Here is a 24,067-nt window from a genome sequence, read left to right as displayed (position 1 = left end):
ACTATTAACCTATCACTTCAGCTTTAATTTAAAGCAGTATTCTAACCAATCGCCAAAACTGCCACCCAAAATTAACATTTTTCATTATTGGAAGTTGATCAAAGCAGTATAGGTAATAATTTCAAAATAATATTTTGGAATTATTCTGTACTTTAGACTAATTGAAAAGAAAGCCTCAGGGTAAAATAATTTAGAGGCTACTGTTATAAATTATTTTCATCATGCGAACAATCCGGATTTTTCTAGCATCATCTTCGGAGCTAAAAGAGGATCGAGATCAATTTAGACTTTTTATAAGTACAGAAAATGACCGGCTGCATTCCAAAGGAATTTACCTTAAGTTGGTACAATGGGAATATTTTCTCGATGCCATCTCCGACACCCGACTTCAGAGCGAGTACAACAATGCAATCAGGAGTTGCGACATCGTCTTATGCCTCTTTTTCACCAAAGTCGGAAAGTACACTGCCGAAGAATTTGACACCGCCTATGAGATCTTCAAAGATCAGGGCAAACCCTACATCTGGACGTATTTTAAAAACTCACAAATCGATACCGGCTCGATAACGGATCAGATTATGACGCTTTTGGCTTTTAAGAAGAAGATTGGAGACTTAGGCCATTTTTATACGGAATACACCAATATTGACAATCTGATCAATAAATACCGCAGTCAGCTGGACAGAATTTTACCTGAATTTGAGGCAGAATCTGAATCAATTAGGGTTGGAAAAGTCACAGAGCCCACGAAATCAACTGATCCAAAACCCACAAAAAACACCTTCAACGACTTACTGACGGCAAAAGTACTGGAGGCCATCAGTCCTCACAACAGGAAAGCAAAGGACTTCCTTTCCATCAATGGCGACTGGGCAGAAAACGTTGAATTGGTAAGGACGGCGAAGCAAATAATCATCAGCGGATACGTAGGGGTAATTGGCCGACAAATCAGAAAATTGATATCAATCGGAGAAGAAGATTACTCTGTGAGTAAGGTGAAAAGATACCTCGAAAACTGCCAAATCACAGCAAAAAGGGGATTACAGTTAATTTGCTTTGCACTCATATCAACCTTATGGGATCATCGGATAGCTGGTAAAGTGGATTTCTCCAAAGCCCAATCGGATAGCTTGATCAAGTTTTTCAGAAATGCTGCAGAGGAGGACATCCTCGGATTTGTAGCATTATTGACAAACCTGTTGGAAGTGTTCGCGTCCAACAAGTTGAGTTTCCTGATTTCGGAATCGATGGAACTACTGCCCAAAATCAAGGAAGGAACACAGCTTCACACTGCATGCAAGGAACTGAATGAGCTATCGCGGATTTTGAAAAGTGGGGTCTTTGAAGTGAGCGACTGCTTGAAGGCTGAAGAAAACATCAGCATTGTTTTGGAAAATCTGGCTTTCCTGGCAGAATACCGAATGATTTCCATCAATGAGATTGATTATAATCAGCAGCGGAATGATTTGGAAGGCTTGTATCTGCATAATTACACGCTACTTGGAGGCGAAATCCAATCCAATACGATAAGCCAAAATAGTGTTCGAAAGGAGTCTAAACCCCTGATTTCGCATGCTGTGATTATCTTCAAAGACAACTATAAGCAGAATATCAATCTGGACCCTTTTGTCTTGGATTTTAATGGATTGGCTTTGTCAGGAGGGTCAAAAATCTGCTTTTATTCCCATTGCAATACCTATGAGGATCAGAGTTTAAACTTCAGTTTTATCGAGGATAACACGAAGGAAACCATCACAAAATCCAGCAATCCAAAACCGGATGAATCCAACCTCAATGCACTCAATGGCTGGTTGGCAAAAAAGGAAAACCGAAAAGACATGAATTTCGATAAGGTTTACAACCTGTTTTTTGAAGCAAAAAAGACCCTGACCGGAATCGAAGAAGAGATTCAAGAAGACTCATTTTAAGCCATTCTCAAGATTTTAATCATTGATTCCCATGCAAAAATATCCTTTCAAATTTCTGGACTCCTACGCACGAGAAGATGGAAGTGTGTTTTTTGGAAGAGATGAGGAAATCAAAGCCTTGTACGAGATGGTTTTCCAGTCTTCTGTGGTACTGGTCTATGGAGCTTCCGGTACCGGAAAGACAAGTTTGATCAATTGCGGACTAGCGGGCAAGTTTCAGCCTCATGATTGGCTGGAATTGATGGTTCGGAGAGGTGCTAATATCAATGATTCGCTGGTCTCCGCCTTGGAGAAAGCAGGAGGAAAGATTGAGGCCGGGTTTGATGATAAAAAATGGATGGATGTATGGGGTGATGATAGTGAAAAATACGGACAGGAATTAACCCCCATCAGTAAATCCATCCGTGCTGTTTACCTAAAATCATTTCGGCCCATTTATTTGATTTTTGATCAGTTTGAGGAGTTGTTTATTCTGGGTTCCCTCACCGAGCAGCAGCACTTTATTGAAACGGTGAAAGGAATTCTTCAATCGGGTCAGCCTGTCAAATTGATTTTTTCGATCCGGGAAGAGTATCTCGGGTACCTGTTTGAGTTTGAGCGAGCCATACCACAGTTGCTTCAAAAAAAGCTGCGAGTAGAGCCTATGAATCTCGAAAAGGTGAAACAGGTTATCATCGGTGCTGCAACTTACGAAGGCTCCAATATTTCCATAAAAAATGGAGAAGAAGATGCGGTAGCTGAAGGCATTTTTCACAAAATCAAGGGAGACAAAAAATCACTCACGATACAGCTTCCGTTTTTACAGGTTTTCTTGGATAAGCTTTACCTAACTATCACAGGGGATAAAAAGCGGGAAAAGCCTGCGGAATTTACTTTGGAAAAAGTGAACGAAATGGGTGAGATTGGAGACATCCTGAGCAATTTTCTCGAAGAGCAGGTGGCTGAAATTTCCGAGGAATTGAAAATAAAATATCCCCAACTAAGCCCTGAACTCACCTGGAAAATCATCTCTCCCTTCGCCACCTTGGAAGGCACCAAAGAGCCGATCACCAAAAAGGAATTATTTGAGCGATTGCCCGATCTGGATCAACAAATGATCAATGAAATGGTAGAGGCGTTTTCGAATAGTCGATTGCTCCGCTACAATGAAAACATGGATACCTATGAGATTTCACATGATTCTCTTGCCAAACCTATCGCAGAAAAGAGAAGTGTGGAAGAAACCACCTTGCTTGAGATCAAGCGACTGATCAAAAGTCAGATTGGAATAAAAGAAGAAGCTCGGGCTTATTTTACCGAAAAGCAACTGAACTATGTCGAGCCATTTCTAAGTAAGGTGCAGCTAAGTGAGGAGGAGCGAAATTGGATTGCAAAAAGTAAGGAGAACCTCAGGCAAGAAAAGCAAAAAGAAGCGAAGCAGAAATACGATGACTTGATCAAAAGCAAAAAGTCAAAGCTTTTGAAAATCGCTGTAGGTGTCTTTGTGGTGATTGCAGGGCTGTTTGTTTTCTTGGCTATCAAGGCTCAAGAAAGTGCCCAAGAGGCCAAACGGGAAAAACAAAAAGCTGAAGAAGCCCAAGCATATTCAGAGGAATTATTAAGCTTAGTGGTGCGAGGAAGAGGTCCGAAGTATTCAAATCTTACTCCCGAACAGATTAAGTCAATTATTTATGTCGAAAGAACAGCTCCTTTGAATAGTTTGATCGAAATCAGAGCCTCCGTCAGCCCTTCCAATGCAGGCGGAGGCAACAACCGAAACTATACCATGTGGCTGGACATGCCTTCTTTTCGAAAGGACGAAATCAAGGAAGTCCAATACAATTTCTGCCGTGGATTTATAGATCAAAAGAGAATTTCCCGAGACCCTAGCTCCTCTTTTTCCATTGGTTATTTGGGATTCAGTTATTGTCCCATGATGAAAATCGACATTATTCTAGTTAGTGGTGATACACTGCGGCAGGACTTTTCCTTTGAGGAATATTTTAAAAATAATCCGCTGACGGATTAAACTTATCCTCCTGAATTACTGAATGATTCGGAGCAATCCTGCATTTTTTAGGTAGTCCTGAGCGGTGATTTTACGGGTGAGATCAAGTTCTACGGTACCGTTATTCACATTCAGACGGAAATGATAGACAAAAACGGAAAGTGTCTTATTTGGAAGTTCCCTGTTGGTCAAGACCTCCGGTAAGGCATCATAGCTGTTTGCGATGATTTGCGTGGCAAATCCCGGAGTCATCCCATCTTTACTTTCCTTCGTCGCATTGGATGCGATGACCATCGCAAACATTCGATAATTGTACTCCAAGTCAAAAAACATGGATTTGAAAATCTCATAATAGGAGAATTTTCTAACCTCGGTAAGGCTTTTTACAAATCGGCTATCGCTTGGAACTGCGGAGCCATTCAAGTTAAACCGCTCCAAACTGGTAGTGATTGCAAACCCATCGGAAGCATAGTAATAATTTAGTTGATCCTTATATCCCGCAGAAATGAACTCTCTTCTTAGAAATTCATTCACGCTGCCAAGGGTCTTCAGTTCCGGTTTAAAATTTCTTTTGATAAAGCTTGCTGATGCTTTCGGAGCTAGTTCAGGGAAGAAAAATAACTGCTCTGTATCTAAGAAATCAACAACTCCATCTCCATCCTGATCTCTTGGTATTCCATAAATACCTTCGGGTGGCTCTCTTTCAAAACTATATGGAAATTTTTTCTGCAATTCTTCAAACAGACTCTCAATTGCTTCAGGAGTCAATTCTCTCATAATAAACTCATCCTCTTCTAGGTCGAGCTTGTTCAGAAATTCATTGTAGGTTGAATACAATAAGTCCACATCAAATCCCCTTGGAATTATAATTTTTTCCGATGCTAAAAATTTAAACTGTAAGTACTTAGAAACCAAGTCCAGTTTGTTTTGAAGTTGATATTCTTTCCCTATTCCGGAAAAATATTTGTAGAAACCCCTCTTGTTTTCCAAAATAGTGAAGTCTATTCCCAGATTAAAAATTCCAGCAAAACCCTTTAAACCATCAAAATCATATTCGCCTGTATTTTTGGCTTTGTAGTAAATCCGCTGAAAATCAGGGTAAATATCTTCGTTGAAAAAGGGAGTAACTTGGTCTTTTAAACCATTGATTTTTTTGGACAGTGATTTAACATCTTCCTCCTGAAATTTAATCAGCTGATGAAACAGCTTTTGATCATTCGTTTCTTCTCTTTTATCTTGGGATACATTAAAATATTCTATTCCCTGTTCCAAAGTTTCTTTCCATTCCACAAGGATTTTTCTGGATATATTTTGTCTGGATCGGAAGAGTAGCCTTGCGGTATTTTCATAAAGAAGAGAATAGGTAAAATTGTAAAGTGCTGAATTCTGAGCTATGAATAGTTCATCTTTCACTTCATTCAATTCACTTTCATGAGAAGCAAGTATCGAAGTAATTTGACTTGTACTCAGTGCATCAAAATTGGACTGAACCAAAGACAGATTGATAAAAGCCTGAGCTGTGGAATAAGGAGAATAAGAAAATTTATGCCTGAATGCTTGATGCAAATTGTCCAATTCTTTTTGGTCCAACTCAGTTTTTAGGAATGAATCGAGCTCTTTGGTGATTTTATTGATGAAGAGTTTATCCTGACTATCATCCTTGAAAAGGAAAAAATCATTATACAGTCTGTAGCTCTCAAACCAAGAAAGCGAGTCCGAATAACTTTCCGATGCCAAGTATTTCAATTGGACAAACCTGGAGATCAGATCTAATTTTTGATCCAGGAGAAAGGCGGTTTCGATGGGTTTGGAAATGGGGTTGTAATCATAATCCCGTTCGGTGTAGTCATATTCTGACTTGAGAGTCAAGATATTTGGTCCGTAGTTATAGTTATCAACATCGTATTCCATATTGGCTATGGAGTTTTTGTACTCGATATTGAAAATAGCAGCCAAGTAGGCTAGCGAGTCAATTTCATACTTGTCCAAGTTTTTTGCCTTTAAGAATATCCGCTTGAATTCGGGGTATATGTTCTCATTAAAATAGGGAGTAAATAAACTTTTCAGATCAAAAAGCTCCTTATGAAGTTTGGCAAAAGATTCCTCTTCAAATTTAATCAACTCAAAAAATTCGTTTGGCTGATCCCAATAAGCTTTTGATTCAGAGAGATTAAAATGAATCATTGCCTTTTCAAGCGAGTTTTTCCACTCGATTAGTTCCTCCCGCTCTATTTTGGATATTGTTCGAAATTGAAATTTTGCCTGATTGTAATAAAGCAAGGCATAAGAAAAATTATAGAGTGCCGCGTTGTCTTTGAGAAATGATTTGTCCTCGATTGAGGCTAATTCGTTTGTCTCAAATTGAAGAATTTTTGAAATACGCTCTTCACTCAGTCCCTCAAAATATTCCTTGGTCAGCGTTAGGTTGATGTAAGCCTGTGCCAGAATAATCGAATCATTTTTTGCGATTGGAGGATTTTCCTGTGCAAAAACTCCAATCCATGAAACAGAAAGGATTGGAAGAAAAAAGAAAGCCTTAAAAAAAAATTTCATTTCAAAGTAGAAAGAGTAAAAGACAATAGGAACTTTGGAGAAACTCCAATTTCATTTCTGAATTTATGGATAAATCTGAAGATTTAGGGATTCCGTTCTTAAAAACTGAATTTTTTTCTTTTAGAAATAATCTTGAAGTACAATTGTATTACATTGAAAAAAGAAGTTCAAAATGCTCAATATCAGACTAGAACAGGAATTAGAGCGAAAGCTCGAACTAATCTTTATGATGGCAATCTTTCAAAGTACTCGTTGATAAAAGGTTTCATGCATTTGGTGATATTATCTGAATAAAAATTGAACAAGAGGCCTTGTGGCTTTTTAAGCAATTTCATGTAGCTCAACAACTGTGCTGAATGGACTGGCAATAACTCCTTTACTGTCTTGAGCTCGACAATGATTGTGTCCTCAACAAGGAGATCTAATTTAAGCTCAGAATCAATTAAATTTCCTTCATAATTTATGGTGATCGGAAATTGCTGTTGGACCTCAAATCCATTTTTTTCCAATTCAAAGCAAAGACATTTCTCATAAATACTTTCCAGCAGACCAGGTCCTAGCGCCTTATGAACTGTTATGGCGCAGCCAGTAATCTCATAAGAAAGTTTTGTCACAGATGCTTTTGATAAATAATTCATATCTAAAAAAAAAATTGAAATTAATTTAAGAACTGTTTTTTTTAAACCATTAAGAGAGTTAAGAAAATTAAGAACTAGAAATCAAACCTATCTCTCCCCGTTTTAAGGATATTCTCTACAGAATTTAAGGGTTCAGGTAAGATTCCAAAAACTTAATGCCCTCAATATCCTCAATGGTTTAACCTTCTTTTATTTTTTAACCATTAAGAGTATTTAAAAAATTAAGAACTAGAAATCAAACCTATCTCTCCCCGTTTTAAGGATATTCTCTACAGAATTTAAGGGTTCAGGTAAGATTCCAAAAACTTAATGCCCTCAATATCCTCAATGGTAAAAAAACTGACACTTCAGTCGCAGTTTACGACACTTCAGTCAACTTCAATTTTTCGACCTGAATATCATCCCCACTTTTGGTTCATATCTGAATCGAAATGAACTCACGACTTCTTCTTTTATCTTACTTTTTCCTCTGCCAAACATTCACTTTTGGCCAAACCAAGATTTCTGGAAAAATCCTTGACGAAAAAGGAAAAGCTCTGCCAGGCGTCAATGTGTATATCAAAGGGAGTTTTGACGGAGCAAGCAGTGCCATCACCGGTGAATTTGAAATAGAGTCCACCGAATCGGGTGATCAATTGCTTGTGGTTAGCATGATGGGGTTCAAAACTCGGGAATTACCCATCGTACTTTCTGGATCAAAGCTTGAAATTGCTCCAATCAACTTGATTGAGGAGTTCAATGAAATGAATACCGTCACCATTTCAGCTGGAGCAATGGAAGCTTCAGATGAGAAAAAATCGGTGATTCTTCGTCCATTGGATATTGTCACCACTCCATCAGCAATGGGAGATATCGTCGGCGCATTTCAGACCTTACCCGGCACGAGCACAGTAGGAAATGACGGTCGCCTGTTCGTCCGGGGTGGTGATGCCAGCGAAGTCGGAATCTATATCGACGGCATGCGAGTGGGAAATGCCTATGGAACTACTGCCGGAAATGTCCCAACTCGCACCAGATTCAATCCAAACCTTTTCAAAGGAACTTTCTTTTCCACAGGAGGCTACTCGGCCGAATTTGGCCAAGCACTTTCCTCAGCTTTGGCACTAAACACCAAAGACCTTGCGATCCGAAGCCAAGGGGACTTGTCTATCATGTCAGTCGGTGGAGGTTATGCACACACTTTGGCAAATGATCAACGAAGCATCAGTGTCAGTGGAAACATATTTGACTTGAAGCCCTACCAAAATATCATCAAGCAGGACTTTGACTGGGAAAGAGCGCCATACGGACTGGACTTGGAGGTAGCTGCACAGCAAAAGCTGAACAAAGGTGGATTGATCAAGGTCCTGGCTCGCACCGAAACAGGCGGCATGAAACTCTGGCAGCCCCAACCTGGTGTAAAAGGAAAGGGAATCCTAATCGATTTGACTAACAATTACTCTTATGCTCAGACCAATTGGAGAAAGGCGTATGAAAATGGCTGGACTTTGTTTGGTGGAGTTTCTTTTTCTCACAACAAAGACTTCATCAACTTGGATGATTTGGATGTGGAGCGCACAAATAACCTCAGCCATATCAAATTCAGTACAGTCAAGGATTTCAGCGATCGCATTTCGGCAAAAACAGGTGTAGAATATTTCATTCATGACTATTCTGAACTATTAGTGGAAGAAAATTTAGATCGTTCTTTTGATGAAAGAGAAGCCTACCTCTTCACCGAATGGGATTGGTACCTGAGCAAAAGATTTGTGGTTCGAGGTGGAATACGTGCCGGACATTCTCAACTGGCTGATGAGAAATGGCTGGACCCGAGAGCTTCTTTGGCTTATAAAATTTCGGATAGCGGCACGCTTTCTTTAGCAGCGGGAAGGTTCCATCAATTGCCTGTGGATAACTTTCGGATTTTAAATCAAAATCTGCAAAACTCTGAGTCCAAGCATTTGATTTTAAATTACTTGTACCAAAAGGAAGGAAGAACTTTTCGAGCTGAAACCTTCTACAAATCCTATGAAAATCTGGTCAGGTTCGAAGGATTTCCCCAAGCTCCGCAAAATCTAAGAAATGAAGGTTCAGGTTTTGCCAAAGGGTTTGATATCTTCTTTAGAGATCAGAAAACCATCAAAAACACGGATTACTGGATCACCTACAGTTTTGTAGACAGCGAGCGAAGCTACAATCAATTCGAGAATAGAGTCCAGCCTGATTTTGCTCCAAAGCATAATTTCTCAATCGTAGTGAAGCATTTCGTTCCATCACTCAAATCTCAAATTGGAACCTCCTATTCGGTCAATGATGGCTACACCTTCACCGATCCCAATCTTCCGGGAGAAATGAATTCCAAAACCACAGCTTATCAAAACCTAAGCATCAGCTGGAGTTACTTACCGAGACCTAATCTGATCATTCATGCCGCAATAACAAATGTCCTCGGTACGGAAAACATCTTCGGCTATTCCTTTGCCCAAAAGCCGAATGAGCAAGGAAGCTTCGAATCGCTTCCGATTGGACAGCCGGCTCCAAGATTCCTTTTCCTCGGCATATTCCTAACACTTTCCAAAGACAAAAACGCAAATCAATTAAACAATCTCTAAAACAAACTATCATGAAGAAGTACTTCTTAACTTTCGCACTTTCCCTTATGTGGATAACTCTTGTATTCGCTGCAGATCCAGCCTATGAAAATGCAATGAAAAAGCAGATTGCTGCAATGAAGACCATCCAAACTGCAGAAGAATCTCAAGCTGTTTCCAATGCATTTCTGAGAATAGCTGAAGCAAAATCTGAGGAATGGCTGCCGCTATACTATGCCGCTTGGATTCAAACCACCGCTGCTTTTCGATTTGATGTGAACAAAGATCAACACTTTGACCAGGCGATGGAACTTGTGAACAAAGCCGACAAAATCGCCCCGAATAATTCAGAAATCACTACTCTGAAAGGATACGTCATCATGGGCAAACTATCTGTAGATCCCATGAACCGAGGCCAGGAAATGAGTCCGCTGGCTATGCAAACCTTTGGAAAAGCTATCGCACTGGACAAGGAAAACCCAAGAGCTACAACACTCATGGCTCAAATGGAGCTCGGGATGTCTCAGTTTTTCGGTAGCGGTCCTGAAAAGGCTTGTGGATTGGCAAGAGTCGGGCTGGAGTTGTTCGCAAAAGAAGAAGCCAAAATCAATGAAAACTATCTCCTTCCAACTTGGGGAAAAATGAACGCCGAGCAAGTAGTCAGTGCCTGTAAGTAAGGACTGATTTGAAAACCTAAACCAAACTCACTCCACCGAGACCATGTTTCGGTGGAGTTTGGAATTACAAAAATCCGAAATCATCAGCTTTTTCTTAAATTCCCAAATGACCCAAGCATCATCAGCCACCGCTGACTTTAAAGACAACAAAGGAATCTGGAGAGACCTGAAAAAATTCTTGCTTGTTAATCTTTGCATTGCGCTGTTTTTGCAGGTCGTTTTTTGTCCAATCTGCTTTTTGAGTGTTAGTGATTTGATTAGTCTGTTTCCGGATTTTGTTTTTTCATTTTGCGTGTCTATGGCCTTGAGTTTTGGAGGTAGCCGGGTTGAAGATTATTGGGATCGAAGGATATCTTGGATCCATGAACCTGTAAAAAGGCTTTTTGCGACCGTCTCTACCTACATGATCTACGCTTTTTTTGCCAGCTTTATCATTGTGTTTTTTTATGCATGGTTCGAATGGAAGTTTGTGCCTAGCGAGATACCATGGCGCAGCATTTTAAAATTTACACTTACTCCAATGACCATTGCTTTGGTCTTTTTGGCACTATTCACCTCCAGATCATGGCTTTTGGAATGGAGAAAATCTGCTATCGAAGCCGAACAACTTCGCTCAGAAAAATTAGCCAGCCAATATCAAAGTCTAAAAGACCAGCTTAATCCGCACTTTCTTTTCAATTCTCTGAATGTGCTATCAAATCTGGTCTATGAGAATGCAGATAAATCCGCAGCATTCATCCAAAAGCTTAGCAAAATCTACCGCTACGTCCTGGATGTGCAGCAGGAGGAACTGGTAGAATTAAACAGGGAAATGGACTTCGCAAAGAATTATCTGGAACTTCAGAAAATCAGGTTTGAAGAAAATCTAATCTTTTCAATCCATTTAGAAAACGAAAAAGGGTTTTTCATTCCGCCATTGTCCCTTCAGCTATTGCTCGAAAATGCCATTAAACATAATGAGGCATCTCAAGATCATCCGCTACTTATCCACATTTCCCAAAAAGGAAAAGAACTGTGGATAAGTAATTCTTTTCAACCCAAATCCTCCCCAAAAGATGACTCCCCCGGGATTGGTCTCAACAATATTAGCATGCGCTACAGGCTCCTCAGTGATCAACAAATTGAAGTTGCACAAGATGAAAATGAATTTTTGGTTAGGCTCCCACTTTTAGAAATTTCCAAATGAAGATCTTAATCATCGAAGACGAAAAACCTGCGGCAAATAGGCTGATTAAGCTTTTGGAACCACATTTTCCTGGCATCTCGCCCATCGCCAACTTGGATACAGTGACTCGGGCCGTGACTTGGTTTGAACAAAATCCTGAACCAGATCTGATCTTTTGCGACATACAACTAGCCGACGGAATCAGTTTTGAAATTTTCGAAAAAGTCAAGTTATCCACACCGGTGATTTTCACGACTGCTTTCGATCAATATGCGATCAAAGCCTTTCAGGTCAATGCTATTGACTATTTACTCAAGCCAATTGATCCGATTGAGTTGGCAAAGGCAGTGGAAAAATTTAAAGCGAGGCAAGTCAAACCAGCATTGGATTTGGACATGTTGAAATCTCTTCTTCAGCCAGAAAAAAAATCATTCAAAAGCAGATTTTTGGTTCGATTTGGCGAAAAAATTCAAAGCATCGCCATCGAGGAAATAGCCTTCTTTTTCAGTGAGGAGCGAGTCACCTTCCTCCAAACTTCGGAAGGGAAAAAGTTTGTTCTTGATTCCACGCTGGAGCAGGTGGAAGCAGCCGTTGATCCGACTATTTTCTTTCGGATCAATAGAAAATACCTTTGCCGAGTTGATGCCGTCGCTGAAGTTTTAAGCTACTCCAACAGTCGACTGAAAGTAAAACTAAAAAACTGCCTGGATTCTGATATTCTGATCAGCCGTGAAAAAGTCGGAGAATTCAAAGATTGGCTGGATCGGTAAGTGTTAATTAATCTTCGGTAAGTAGCGAAAAATTCACCCTTAACGTTTTTATCTTTATCCAAATCCTCTCGCTATGAAGCTTTTCCTACTCAAACTCCCTATTCTATTCGGATTTATTGTTGCTGCATGTGGTACTCAGGACACCTTGGATTTGGCTCCGGCTGATTCTGGTGAATCCTACAGGAAAATTGCAGATGTCCCAGCCACCGAGCAGTCGGCTCCTGAAGCCGAATTCATCGAACGCAAGGTCATCCGAGAAGGAGAAATCTATTTCGAATGCCGAGATGTGCAGGAAACTGAGACTTTTCTGAAAAATGAGGTCAGAAATGTCAAGGGTTATATTTCAAATGAATCGGCCAACAGTTACGGTGAGCGTACCGAAAGGCGGCTCAGTATCCGCGTTCCTTCGGATCAACTGGACGGGCTGATCGAAAAAATCCAATCTCACGCTGTCAGAATTGAAAATACCAATATTCGAAGCGAGGATGTCACCGAGCAATTTATCGATGTCGAAGCCCGGCTAAAAACGAAAAAAGAACTGGAAACACGCTATCTCAGCCTCTTGCAACAGGCAAAGAATGTGGATGAAATCCTCCGCATCGAGCGGGAACTGTCCAATATCCGCGGAGAAATTGAATCCTTTCAGGGAAGGCTCAATTATTTGAGCGACCGAACCAGCATGAGTACGCTCAATGTGACCTTCTTTGTCGAGGGACAAAGAGCATTTGGATTCATTTCAAAACTTAAGCAGGGCATCAAAAATGGCTGGACCAACTTGCAATGGTTTATCGTATTCATAGTAAATCTTTGGCCATTCTTCCTGGTTTTTGGACTTGTTCTTTTTATCCTCCTTAGGAGAAAAAAGACACCTCCACCTCCGATGAGATAAGCTATTGGCCATCAAAAGGATTTCCAAATTGACAAAGACTAAGCAGTAGTGAATAAAATTCTGGTTAATTATCTTTCAACATGAAACAGATTTACACACTGCTTTTCCTCGGCCTTTTTTCTTTTTGCAAAAGCCCCGAGCCGAAGCAAATTGACCTCGACGAACTCACTATTGCCCAAATTCACCTAGGTTTTTCCAAAGGTAAATATAACGCTGAAGACTTAGTGAAGGCATACTTAGCCCGAATTGATGCAAACGACAGTGCTTTCAATTCTATTTCGGTCATCAATCCGGAGGCTTTGGCAATCGCTAAAAAACTAGATAAAGAGTTTTCAAAAACCGGAAAACTTAGACCCCTTCATGGAATTCCACTCATCGTAAAGGACAACATCAATACTGTCGGACTTCCGACCACGGCAGGTTCACTGGCTTTGGCTGATTTTTATCCTGAGGAAGATGCCTTTATCATCCAAAAACTGGTGGAGGCCGGAGCCATCATCATTGCCAAATCCAACATGGCAGAATGGGCATTTAGCCCGATGCATTCCGAGAGTTCTACTAAAGGAACCACACGAAATCCTTACAACCTTGACCACGTCCCCGCTGGATCAAGTGGCGGAACCGGAGCTTCTATCGCGTCAAACTTTGGTGTGATTGGATTAGGAACAGACACCGGAAATTCCATACGTGGACCAAGTTCACACAATTCTTTGGTAGGATTTCGAACAACTTTAGGATTGGTAAGCCGGGAAGGAATTGTGCCGCTTTACCTGAGAAATGATGTCGTTGGCCCGATGTGCCGAACTGTCGAGGATGCGACCAAAGTCTTGGAAGCTATCGCTGGAGTTGATTCAAAAGATCCGATCACGAGTTTTTCCGAAGGAAAAATCCCCGAGAATTATTCTCAATTTCTCGATAAAGACGGTTTGAAAGGGGCAAGAATCGGCATCTTCCGAACACTAAGCGAATCGAATCCTGACCCTCAAATAGCTGCGCTTTTCAACCAATCTCTAAAAGACATGCAGGCTCTTGGAGCAGTGATTGTGGATTCTGTCGAAGTAAAGGACTTCGATTCATTGAGAAGAAATCAATGGTGTCCGGTCTTTCGTCAGGATCTGGAGAAATTTTTGACTGACTACGTCAAGCGGGATACAATGAAAACGCTCGAAGACGTAATCCGAGTTGGAACAAAATCTGATTATTCAAGGAATGGATTGGAAAGCTTTCGGGAAAGCACTTTGCCTGAAAATATGGGCGAGAATTGCGGAGATCCCTTCACCGACCTGAAGCGGATTGCTTTTCGAGAAGCGATCGAAAAAGTAATGGATTCACTCAGATTGGATGCACTGGTCTATCCAAGTTGGAATCATAAGCCTGCTCGGATTGACAGATTTCAAGAGGAATACTTGGGGGATAATTCGCAAATCATTGCACCGCATACAGGGCAGCCTGCCTTTACGGTGCCTATGGGATTCACCTCCGGAAACCTTCCAGCAGGATTGCAGTTTCTTGGCAAAATGTGGTCGGAGCCTGTTTTGATCAAATTGGCTTATGGGTATGAGCAGGGGACCAAGCATCGCAAGCCCCCTGTTTTACCCAAGTTTTGAAAAAGGAAAAGTCCTGGCTATTGGGTCAATTTCTTTTTTGGGGTATTTTAAGAAATATTTTCTTTTCCTTGAATTACCTGGTTCGAGCGGGATCTACCACTGTCCGGGCCGGATCTACCGCAGTACGCGCCGGATCTACCACTGTCCGAGCGGGATCTACTCTGCCTCCTCTTGTCAGGCTTTCTTCTTGTTCAGGTTCTTGCGCTTCCTCTTCTGGAGAATTCTCGCCATTTGAATCGGATTCCTCATCAGTGGATAATTCTATCGCCTTATAATCAGATAATAACTTAGCAATTAAAACCAAGGTGAAAGTATTGAGCGCATTATCATTAAGTTTTTTCATGATTATTCGTTTATTTTCGAAATAGTTTATACTAAATATAGGTTGTTTAAGAATCCTTCCAAATTTAATTACATTTCAGGCTGGAAATCACCCTCTTTAATCTACACTCTTTTCATCAATGAGGTTTTCTTTGAGAATTAGTTTTGTGTTCCGCATAGTACAGGCAAACTTAGTTCCACTTTTGGCTTTACTTCTTTGTGTGAGTTTTTCTGCTAGGGTAAATGGCCAAAGTGTCCAAAGTCTCCAAGGTGAACTTCAGCAGCTTGCCAAAAGCTCAAACTTTGCTAAAGACACCGTTTATCTAAATAAAGCCAATGAACTTGCTTTTTTATTGGCTGAAACTAATCCGGACAGTGCCTTCTCTTTTCTCGATACACAAATTCAGCTTTGCAGAAAAGCCAACTACAAAAAAGGTGAATCCGAAGCTTTAAAGATCTATGGCAATGCGCTCCAAAACAAGGGGGATTTTTCTGGTTCACTTGGCTACTACCAAGATGCCCTTACGATCGCAGAGAGTTTATCAGAGCAGAAGCTTGTTCCGGGGATCCTGAATAATATAGGCTTGGTGAATTACAACCTTGGAAATTATGCAGAAGCGCTGAGCAAGTTTTATGAAGCGATCAAAGGGGCCGAAATTATTGGAAATCTGTATGTCAAGGCCGCTGCCATCAACAACATCGCCTCGATCTATTTTGAGCAAGAAAAACTCGAAGAAGCCAAAACCAAGTACAGGGAAATGCTGGAGATCTACAGCAAGCTAGAAAATCAAGGCAGAATGATCCTTGCATACAACAATATCGGGGACGTAGAATTAAAGCAAAACCGACCACTTGAGGCACTCGAAAATTTGACTATTGCACATAGCTCCGCTCTCGAACTCCAAAGTCCGGAATTTATCGAGATGACAGCCCGTACACTTGCAGGTATTTATGGCGCGCTTGACAGCACCGAAAAATCAGAGCGATTCTATCGTCAATCCATCGAAATTGCCCGAGAAAAAGGATATGGAGTTCCCTACTCTCATTCATTGATTGGCTTGGCAGACTTATTCTTTAATCAGGGAAAATATCAAGAGGCACGCGCATTCGCCAATGAAGGACTAATTCAGGCACAGCAAATGGGACAACCCATGCAGCTCCGCAATGCAAATGAACTACTTTCAAAAATCCTTGAAAAAGAAGGAAACTTTGAAGAAGCCTTGGATAAATACAAATTATTCAAGCAATTCAGCGACAGCATCAATAATGCTCAGGGAAAACGACTTGCTACTGCTTTGGAGTCTGAATATGAGTTTTCTAAAAAAACACTTGAGTTTGAAAAATCGTCCATAAGGCAACGTTGGTTGATTATCTCCACAGGTGTTGGCCTGATCACTTTTCTGGTTATTCTGTTTTTGGTCTTCCGAAACAGAAATCAACTCAACAAAGCCTACTACAGCCTAAAGGAAAAAAGTCGGGAAATCGAACAAAAAAATACGGTGTTAGAAAACACGTTGACTCAACTCAAGTCAACCCAACAACTCCTTATACAATCTGAAAAAATGGCTTCTCTCGGAGAACTCACAGCCGGCATTGCACACGAGATTCAAAATCCACTCAACTTCGTAAATAACTTCTCCGAACTCAGCATGGATATGCTGGACGACATCAATCAGGAGATAGAAAAAGGAGACTTTGAAGAGGTAAAATTCCTCACATCAGAACTTAAGGGGAATCTCTCGCGAATCAGCAACCATGGGAAAAGAGCCGGCTCAATCGTCAAAGGGATGCTTGAGCACAGTCGAAAAAGTGAAAGTAAAAAAGAGCTTACCGACCTTAATCAACTGGCAGACGAATGCCTCAGACTGAGTTTTCATGGCCTTAGAGCCAAAGACAAATCCTTCAATGCTGACTTCAAATCTGATCTTGACCCAAGTCTTCCACAGATAGCGGTCGTATCTCAAGATATCGGTCGTGTTTTGCTCAACTTGATCAACAATGCCTTCTACGCTTGTACTGATCACAATCAGAACGGTGAATCTAAAGACCGAGAAAATTTTGAGATAAAGCCTCTTGTGAAGATTTCAACCCAAAAATGGCAAGATCAGATTATCATCACAGTAAAAGACAATGGACCAGGTATTCCGGAGTCGATTAAAGACAAAATCTTCCAACCATTCTTCACTACAAAGCCTTCTGGTAAAGGAACAGGACTCGGGTTGAGTCTGAGCTATGACATCGTCAAGGCACACGGTGGAGAATTGAAGGTAGATTCGAAAGAAGGCTCAGGGACCAGTTTTTTAATTTATCTGCCTATCCAATCATAGGCTAACAGATCTACACTTTTCTACCAGCTTTGCACAGGAATTATTCTCTTTGATCCAAAGAATTCGTCCCAAAGGGTAATTTTGATTTTACTGTTTTTGATTTTGGGTGTCCTCACTTGAGAATTTGAATTTTTGCCTTACCTTTTACTGAGCCAACCTATTTAGCCTCAGACTTTTCGGGCAATACTACTTCAATTTTATCGATTCGAAGGAATCAAGCCATTTCCGTTGTAAAAGAATTTCACTTTACCACTAATTCCTCATGGTATGAAGGCGCAAGAGTCTGTAACTAAAATTTTTCCGAATTTGGGGTATTGGCTTATGCTATTCGTGCCTTTAACCTTCGGAGGTTTTTACTTTACGTACTTCACAAAAATTCAATTTAATCCCCCGCTTATCCATGTTCATTTTAGCTTAATGGCGGCTTGGATGGTGATTGCGATTACTCAACCCCTATTGATTCGGAACAAAAAATTCCTCTTGCATCGGAGTCTTGGCAAATTGAGTTATTTGCTCCTCCCAATGGTGATTTTGAGTACTTGGATTGTAATGAAAAACGGCTACCTCGCTCAACTGGCCGCTTTAGACCAAGATTTCCAAGCAGGATTGTCAGAGCTATCCTATGAGCAGGGAAAAATTATGATCGCTTCTTTTTCGGCTCTAACCTTCGTTTACCTTTTTTGGCTAAGTGCTTTTTATGGTTTAGGAGTGGGATTCAGAAAAAATGCTTCCATCCATGCCAGGTTTATGATTGCTGCTGTCCTTACCTTTTTAGGACCAACTTTAGACAGGACATTATATTTTTGGTTTGGCCTTGAAACAATGGGTTTTGGGGTTCCCATTGAAGCAGTATCGTTTATAATTATTGACCTAATCTTGTTCTATCTCCTTTTTCTTGATGTTAGAAATAAAAAAAGTACATGGCCAATTTTGACGGCATTGGCACTTTATATATCCCTGCAAATCTTTTACTTAACACTCACCCAAACTCCCACTTGGGAGAAATTAATCAGCTTCCTATTAACCTGATTTCAAATGAATAAATACCTGATCATATTAGTTTTCATCTTCTCCACTTCATTGACTTGGTCCCAATCCACCGATCAATTGAAAAAAACAGCCCTAAGTTTTCTTTCAACTCTAGATGAGGGTGAAAAATTGGTGTTGAATATTAAAATTGAAGACAGCGCCCGAACCAATTGGACGAATCTGCCCCTTGGACTTGCCGCACGTTCCGGACTTCGATATGGTGACCTTTCGGAGCAAAGCAAAATCGCTTTTCATAAAATTCTTAGTTCGGTTTTTAGCTCTCAGGGATATCTCAAAACTTTTGCGATCATGCAGGTGGATGACATCTTGCATGAGCTTTTTGAGATTCAGTTTCAACAGGGGAAAGTCCCTGAGCGGACCATGGAATTTATCCGAAAGCTCAACTGGGACTATGGAAATTACTACGTCGCCATCGCCGGAAATCCCGAAACTGAGGCTATCTGGGGCTTGAAATTTGAAGGACACCACATCTCCATCAACTTGACCGTGGCCGGAGATGAATTCACCATGACACCACTATTTTTCGGCTCCGATCCTGCGGTGGTTGAGGAAACTCAATATGCTGGATTACGGCCTTTGAGCAAAGAAGAGGATTATGGTTTTTGGCTGATCAATGCACTGGATGAAAGCCAAAAAGCCAAGGCCACAATAAGTGACAAAGTCCCTGGGGATATCATTACCAGTCCAGATCGGCCTCAATGGCTGGAGGATTTCCAAGGAATCAAAGGCTCCGAACTCAATGATGGCCAACAGAAAATCCTTCACTATCTGATCGAGGAGTACATTGGAAACCTAGATAAAGAAAAGGCAGAAGAATACCTTGATAAACTACATGCCCGAGGAATGGGCGAGGTCTATTTTGCTTGGATCGGAAGTTATGAGCCGATGAAAGCCCACTATTACGTCATTCACAGCCCGGACTTTTTGATCGAATATGACAACGTCGGTTTTCTGGACAATGCAAATCACATTCATACCATCTGGAGAGAAAATGGAAATGACTTTGGAGAGGATATTTTGAAAAAACATCGATTGGAACATAAACACTAAAAAATATGAAGGACCGTCTTATTCTTTACCTCTTGGTATTTCTGCTTTTTTCTTGTGGACAAAAGGAAGAAAAATCAGTTTCAGGCAGTCTGCCAAATATCGTCTTCATCTTCACCGACGATCTGGGCTATGGTGATATTGGGTGTTTTGGCGCTTCAGATATCGCCACTCCAAACATCGACCGAATAGCAGCTGAAGGAATAAAATTCACCTCTTTCTTATCCGCTTCTCCCGTTTGCAGTCCCTCACGTGCAGGATTACTTACAGGACGTATGCCTCAGCGAATGGGCATCAACTCGGTGTTTTTTCCTGAAAGTCTGACAGGAATGGACCCCGAGGAAATCACCATCGCAGAAACTCTAAAAACCAAAGGATATCGCACTGGAATTGTCGGCAAATGGCATTTGGGGCATATGGAAAAATATCTTCCCCTAAATCAGGGCTTTGATGAATATTTTGGAATCCCCTATTCCAATGACATGGCCTCGGTCGTCTACATGAGAGGAAATGACGTGGAAGAATTCAAGGTCGATCAGCGCTTTACCACCAAAACCTACACGGAGGAATCCTTAAAATTCATTGATTCCAATGGGGATCAGCCCTTTTTCCTGTATCTCGCGCACAGCATGCCTCATGTGCCAATCTACGCTTCACCAGAGTTTGAAGGAACCTCGAATCGGGGATTGTATGGAGATGTGATTCAGGAGATCGATTGGAGTGTGGGGGAAGTCCTGAGAAAGTTGGAGGAGAAAGGAATCCTTGAAAATACCTTGATCGTCTTTTCCTCGGATAACGGGCCTTGGCTCGTGATGGAAGATCATGGAGGTTCGGCAGGTCCACTTCGGGAAGGCAAACAATATACCTTTGAAGGTGGAGTACGCGTTCCGACTGTTGCCATGTGGAAAGGTAAAATTGATGCCGGTCAAGTCTATGAAGATTTGGCTACGCAGATGGATTGGTTTCCAACTTTTTGCAAACTGGTAGGATCAGAAATTCCACAAGACCGGGAGATTGATGGCAAAGACCTTGGCCCGGTGCTTTTTGAAAACGGAAACCGGGAAGAAGATTCCTTCATTTATTACATGCTTGCCAGTCAGGAAGCCTATCGGGAAGGTGATTGGAAAATCAAGCGGCCTTATGCTGGATTTGGAGGTTCTAGGGGTATGAAAAAAGTGGATGCTCATGACACGCTTTTATTCAACCTGAAAAATGACCCCGGAGAAACCACCAATCTCGCTAAAGAAAACCCAGAAAAGACTGCTCAAATGATGCGGGCTATGGAGCTTTCCGTAAAACAATTGGGCCCTTTACCAGAGAGTAAAGTGTCAAGGACTCTTCAGGACAACAGCCACTATGAATACTTGGAGAAGAAAAGGAATGAAAAAAATTGAGGTATTCGATGGTTGGACTGTACAAATGGAATCAGAGGCTAACCCTTTGATAGAGGAATTTTTAAAGGAAAACACCACTAACCAATGATAAAATTCTTCAGAAAAATCAGACAAAATCTCCTTGAAAGCCTGCCTGCCGAACAGGCAGGAAACAAGATAGGCAGTTACCTTACTTACGCAATTGGCGAAATCGTCCTCGTAGTCATAGGTATTTTAATAGCATTAAGCATCAACACCTGGAATGAAGAACGAAAAGAGAAATCAATAGTTAAAAATCTATTGAAGAATATCCGATACGATTTAGTGGCAGATACCGTGAAATTCTCATCAGACATTAAACGCATTCCAGTTATTTTTGGCGATGCCAAATTTCTTCTGAATAGCTCAGCATTAGATACCTTATCTGCAAATTCATTATTTGATAGGCTACCCTATACTACTTTCATTTATAGAGTTAAAAACCAGAGTTATCAAAAAGTCATCAATGCAGGCATCACAGATTTCTTTGAATTCAACGACCTTTTCGACGACATAAATACCTATTTCACGGTACAATCTGACTTATATAATAACGCTACAAAATGGGATATTGACGACACTATAAACGACGGTAAACAATGGTTTGCGAGGGGCTTTGAAATTGATATTTTTGAAGGTACACTTTACAAAGAAAATGACATAAAATTTGCACATAGCGAAGCTACACGAAAGGCTATATTCATTGAACAAATGAACTCTTCTGACCTCAGAAATTCAATAAAAATGAATATGTATCGCAAAATGAGTTTAAACCAATCATTAAATAATATGAAGGAAAGCGCTAAAGCCATCATTCTAAAAATTAATGAACAGTTAGAGGACTAGAAGTTTTATTTCAATAAAGATAAAATTATAAAATTCTTTAGAAATCTGCCGGCAAGGCTGGAACCCTCCAATTTCGACTTGAGGACCTGTTTGCATGACAATCAGGAAATCAATCCCCTTACTTTATAAATACTAGGCGCTCACCGCTTCCTGCCTTTTAAAGTTGATTAAAATCATTGTCCCGTTAGTTAAATCCTGAATCAGTTTCCCATCGATCTGACGGGTAAGCAACTCGACCAACTGAGTGCCAAAGCCCATTCTTTATATACGCGTGGTAAAGTGACGTTTTATGTCCCCTATTTTTCTACCGAAACATCCACCGTAAAGTAAAGCCTCGCATTGAGATAGATTTCAATGCTGTCCATCTAATGGGTATTTTTTTAAGTACTAATGATTTTCAACATGGCTTTATCATGTTCTTTAAATGCATTACTTGCTTCCAAATGATTCTCCATGGCATCCATATCTTCGCCATATACAGTTGCACTAAATTCCCAGGCTCTTTCCATCATTCGGATATATGCAGCAGGGTCATTTTGACGAGTAAGCCGTCTCAATGCACCAACATAATCATCACGGTAAACAGTTGGGATAATAATCTTTGTTTGCCCTCCTTTTACTAATTCTGCATTCATCATAACTCTTGCAACCCTTCCATTGCCGTCCAAAAAAGGATGCACCTCGCTAACCAAAAACATCATATAAATCGCTTTGGAAAAGGGGTGAGTTAACGCCTGATAGTAGTCAAAACCCTTTGCAAGCGTGCCTTTTACCAGGGTATGGTCAACAAAATGGGTTTCACCGGCCCTGTTGTTTTTATCTTTGAACTGCCCCGGGTTCTTGGATGTCCTTGCACTTAATAAAACTTGATGTCGGTATAAAAGTATTTCCAGCATTTGCCCGGGATCTGCCGGGGTGATACTCATTTCAGTTTCATTGCTCACAAGTTTATAAGTTCCCAACACATCATGTGAATCTTCATCACGGGTGGGCATTGGTGTTCCTGTTTCTATGATACGTCTCGCTTCCTCCACTTCAAACTTTGTCCCTTCTATGTAATTGGAAAAATAGGCTTCAAAAAAAGCAAAGTTTCGGAATGATCGGTTACTTGTATTTTTTTCTGGCCGATTAGTGAATTCCTGTTGCTTTAATGCAACAAACAATTTCTCAAATATGGGCAATCTTGCCGGGTCATAAGGATTGCCAAATGCCCTCGCAACTGCCAGTGGAGAGGATAATATTTTTGATGGATGTGTAGCAAGTAAAGCGCTGATGAGTTTGTTTAATTTTTCAAACTCACTTTTCATATCCAATTTGTCAGCTATTTCCTTTGCCTTATCTCTCAGATCATTTAATCCTTCCTCGCCATTTACCCTGATAATGCCTTCCAATCTTTCTTCTATTTCAGGCAGAGTGAGTGTTTTTGATTGAGGTCCTATTTGGCGGCTTACTTGTAAGTTTTCCAACAATGCCCTTTCCGTTTGAGAAGCAAACAATTCACCGGAAAACCGATTATCCCCCTCAATCGCTGCATGACCTTCCATAAACCGAAGGGTTATTCCCGGCAGGTTAATTTTTTTTGTGTAAGTGTAAGTAAGAAAAATGTGCCCTTCTGATGTAGGCTTAAATTCCAATGCAGACCTGTGACTGAGTAAGGCACCTGGATATAATTTACCAAGAATGGCAAATAGGTTTCGTCTAATGATTGTTTCCTGGCTTTCTGTGAAATTAGGAGTATAAATTCGAGGAGCTATTTTCCTCAATTTACCTGCTTTTTCCAGCTTGGAAATTTGTTTGCTTACCTGTGGTTCGCTGGAAGAAAAAACCACTTCCTGAAGATGTATTGGTAAAATATTTTCCATTAAATCCATTGATTGAGATAAATTTGGAAAATATTTTCCAGTAAAAGCTTATTTTTTGATAATATTTTCCAACATAATGAATTTTGGAATGGGCAAAAATTTTCCATTAAAATGAAAGTTATTACGTAAAAAGATATTATTTTCCAGTAAAGTCACAATTACGGAAAATATTTTCCATTATAGATTGTCTCGCTCTCTGATTGAACTTTGTCAATGATAGTTATCAAAATTGGCATTTACAGAAATGTAATGACATCGGGTTCTGCGTTTAAAACAGTTTGATAATGTTCAGAAGTGGATTGACATTGAAGTCAAATTAAATGGGCCTCGGCAAGCTCGGCCACCGGGGTCTTCTTTTGGAGAGGTGGGGGGGGGGGGGGAAAGCGGGGCGCGCGGAGGAAAAAACACACCCCAAAAA

At 40.6% G+C, this 24,067-nt stretch carries 17 protein-coding genes; 13 read left to right on the top strand and 4 right to left on the bottom strand.

What is annotated here, in order from left to right; genetic code table 11:
- Positions 1 to 221 precede the first annotated feature (221 nt).
- Together ACK4HU_RS06355 and ACK4HU_RS06350 are read left to right on the top strand one after the other, a co-directional pair.
- Positions 222 to 1,928, top strand: coding sequence for a hypothetical protein (locus ACK4HU_RS06355; protein ID WP_409804452.1), 1,707 nt, complete (start codon positions 222 to 224; stop codon positions 1,926 to 1,928).
- Positions 1,929 to 1,959: 31 nt separating this feature from the next.
- Complete coding sequence (locus tag ACK4HU_RS06350; RefSeq protein WP_409804450.1) at positions 1,960 to 3,936, top strand: ATP-binding protein; 1,977 nt, start codon at positions 1,960 to 1,962, stop codon at positions 3,934 to 3,936.
- Between the two features lie 15 nt (positions 3,937 to 3,951).
- Here ACK4HU_RS06350 and ACK4HU_RS06345 read toward each other — a convergent pair whose 3' ends face one another.
- Both ACK4HU_RS06345 and ACK4HU_RS06340 read right to left on the bottom strand, forming a co-directional pair.
- Complete coding sequence (locus ACK4HU_RS06345; protein WP_409804448.1) at positions 3,952 to 6,468, bottom strand: hypothetical protein; 2,517 nt, start codon at positions 6,466 to 6,468, stop codon at positions 3,952 to 3,954.
- Between the two features lie 224 nt (positions 6,469 to 6,692).
- The gene (locus ACK4HU_RS06340; RefSeq protein ID WP_409804445.1) at positions 6,693 to 7,106 is read right to left on the bottom strand and encodes a GxxExxY protein; all 414 of its coding nucleotides are present in this window, start codon (positions 7,104 to 7,106) and stop codon (positions 6,693 to 6,695) included.
- A 431-nt stretch (positions 7,107 to 7,537) separates the two neighbouring features.
- Between ACK4HU_RS06340 and ACK4HU_RS06335 the strand changes: the two genes are divergently transcribed.
- From ACK4HU_RS06335 to ACK4HU_RS06310, 6 genes are all read left to right on the top strand, one after another.
- On the top strand, positions 7,538 to 9,697 hold the full coding sequence (locus tag ACK4HU_RS06335; RefSeq protein WP_409804442.1) for a TonB-dependent receptor: 2,160 nt from the start codon (positions 7,538 to 7,540) through the stop codon (positions 9,695 to 9,697).
- A gap of 11 nt (positions 9,698 to 9,708) precedes the next feature.
- Entirely contained in the window at positions 9,709 to 10,353 is a 645-nt protein-coding gene (locus tag ACK4HU_RS06330; RefSeq protein ID WP_409804439.1) for a hypothetical protein, read from the top strand.
- 106 nt (positions 10,354 to 10,459) lie between these two features.
- The gene (locus tag ACK4HU_RS06325; RefSeq protein WP_409804436.1) at positions 10,460 to 11,539 is read left to right on the top strand and encodes a sensor histidine kinase; all 1,080 of its coding nucleotides are present in this window, start codon (positions 10,460 to 10,462) and stop codon (positions 11,537 to 11,539) included.
- Positions 11,536 to 12,288, top strand: coding sequence for a LytR/AlgR family response regulator transcription factor (locus tag ACK4HU_RS06320; RefSeq protein ID WP_409804433.1), 753 nt, complete (start codon positions 11,536 to 11,538; stop codon positions 12,286 to 12,288). The genes ACK4HU_RS06325 and ACK4HU_RS06320 overlap by 4 nt, the downstream gene beginning before the upstream one ends.
- A gap of 73 nt (positions 12,289 to 12,361) precedes the next feature.
- A complete protein-coding gene (locus tag ACK4HU_RS06315) occupies positions 12,362 to 13,177 on the top strand; it encodes a DUF4349 domain-containing protein (protein ID WP_409804430.1) in 816 nt (271 codons plus the stop codon).
- 80 nt (positions 13,178 to 13,257) lie between these two features.
- Positions 13,258 to 14,784 (top strand): amidase family protein, encoded by a 1,527-nt coding sequence (locus tag ACK4HU_RS06310; RefSeq protein ID WP_409804428.1) that lies wholly within the window; start codon positions 13,258 to 13,260, stop codon positions 14,782 to 14,784.
- A gap of 73 nt (positions 14,785 to 14,857) precedes the next feature.
- Here the strand turns inward: ACK4HU_RS06310 and ACK4HU_RS06305 are convergent, their stop codons facing one another.
- Positions 14,858 to 15,127: a hypothetical protein gene (locus tag ACK4HU_RS06305; protein WP_409804425.1), complete on the bottom strand. Its 270-nt coding sequence runs from the start codon at positions 15,125 to 15,127 to the stop codon at positions 14,858 to 14,860.
- Between the two features lie 145 nt (positions 15,128 to 15,272).
- Between ACK4HU_RS06305 and ACK4HU_RS06300 the strand changes: the two genes are divergently transcribed.
- The 5 genes from ACK4HU_RS06300 (at position 15,273) to ACK4HU_RS06280 (ending at position 21,787) form a co-directional block, all read left to right on the top strand.
- Positions 15,273 to 17,432, top strand: a complete 2,160-nt coding sequence (locus ACK4HU_RS06300) for a tetratricopeptide repeat protein (protein WP_409804423.1) — start codon at positions 15,273 to 15,275, stop codon at positions 17,430 to 17,432.
- A gap of 267 nt (positions 17,433 to 17,699) precedes the next feature.
- The gene (locus tag ACK4HU_RS06295) at positions 17,700 to 18,461 is read left to right on the top strand and encodes a hypothetical protein (RefSeq protein WP_409804421.1); all 762 of its coding nucleotides are present in this window, start codon (positions 17,700 to 17,702) and stop codon (positions 18,459 to 18,461) included.
- A 6-nt stretch (positions 18,462 to 18,467) separates the two neighbouring features.
- Positions 18,468 to 19,532, top strand: coding sequence for a DUF3500 domain-containing protein (locus ACK4HU_RS06290; protein ID WP_409804418.1), 1,065 nt, complete (start codon positions 18,468 to 18,470; stop codon positions 19,530 to 19,532).
- Positions 19,533 to 19,537: 5 nt separating this feature from the next.
- On the top strand, positions 19,538 to 20,923 hold the full coding sequence (locus ACK4HU_RS06285) for a sulfatase (RefSeq protein WP_409804417.1): 1,386 nt from the start codon (positions 19,538 to 19,540) through the stop codon (positions 20,921 to 20,923).
- Between the two features lie 84 nt (positions 20,924 to 21,007).
- On the top strand, positions 21,008 to 21,787 hold the full coding sequence (locus tag ACK4HU_RS06280) for a DUF6090 family protein (protein ID WP_409804415.1): 780 nt from the start codon (positions 21,008 to 21,010) through the stop codon (positions 21,785 to 21,787).
- A 380-nt stretch (positions 21,788 to 22,167) separates the two neighbouring features.
- Here the strand turns inward: ACK4HU_RS06280 and ACK4HU_RS06275 are convergent, their stop codons facing one another.
- Positions 22,168 to 23,331 (bottom strand): Fic family protein, encoded by a 1,164-nt coding sequence (locus tag ACK4HU_RS06275; RefSeq protein ID WP_409804413.1) that lies wholly within the window; start codon positions 23,329 to 23,331, stop codon positions 22,168 to 22,170.
- Positions 23,332 to 24,067: the final 736 nt, after the last annotated feature.

This window comes from Algoriphagus sp. (assembly GCF_046296635.1).
In the GTDB taxonomy this organism is placed as follows: Bacteria; Bacteroidota; Bacteroidia; order Cytophagales; family Cyclobacteriaceae; genus Algoriphagus.
The sequence above is the reverse complement of the archived record's forward strand: the minus strand, read 5'-3'. Positions and strand labels throughout refer to the sequence as shown.